A 288-nucleotide genomic window follows, 5' to 3' on the forward strand; every position below is an offset into this window, starting at 1 on the left:
GGCCGATGAGCGGATACGGCAGGCGGAAAAGAAATGCGAAGCGCTACTGGAAAATGCCTCGCAGGAGGTCTGGCTACGCGCAGATGCTCAACTCAAACGCTGGGAGCGCGATCGCCAGGCAATGTGCGACAACCTGGAATACTACGCGACAGCAATCACCAACCAAGCTATTCGCTGTCTGCTTGACGAGACAGTACCCCCTCAACGGCTGGCCGCGTTGCTCAAGCAGTTGCTGGCCAACCAAGTCCAGGAAATCGAAGCGACGCTGTTTTGTCACCCACTTGACCT

Annotated in this window: 1 protein-coding gene; it reads left to right on the top strand. The window is 56.9% G+C overall.

The genetic code is table 11. From position 1 onward, the window contains the following. The coding region (locus tag AAEZ06_RS27030) for an HrpE/YscL family type III secretion apparatus protein (RefSeq protein ID WP_350617144.1) at window positions 1–288 on the top strand (288 nt) is incomplete at both ends.

It is taken from the genome of Pseudomonas sp. HY7a-MNA-CIBAN-0227 (assembly GCF_040310325.1).
Classification (GTDB): Bacteria; Pseudomonadota; Gammaproteobacteria; order Pseudomonadales; family Pseudomonadaceae; genus Aquipseudomonas.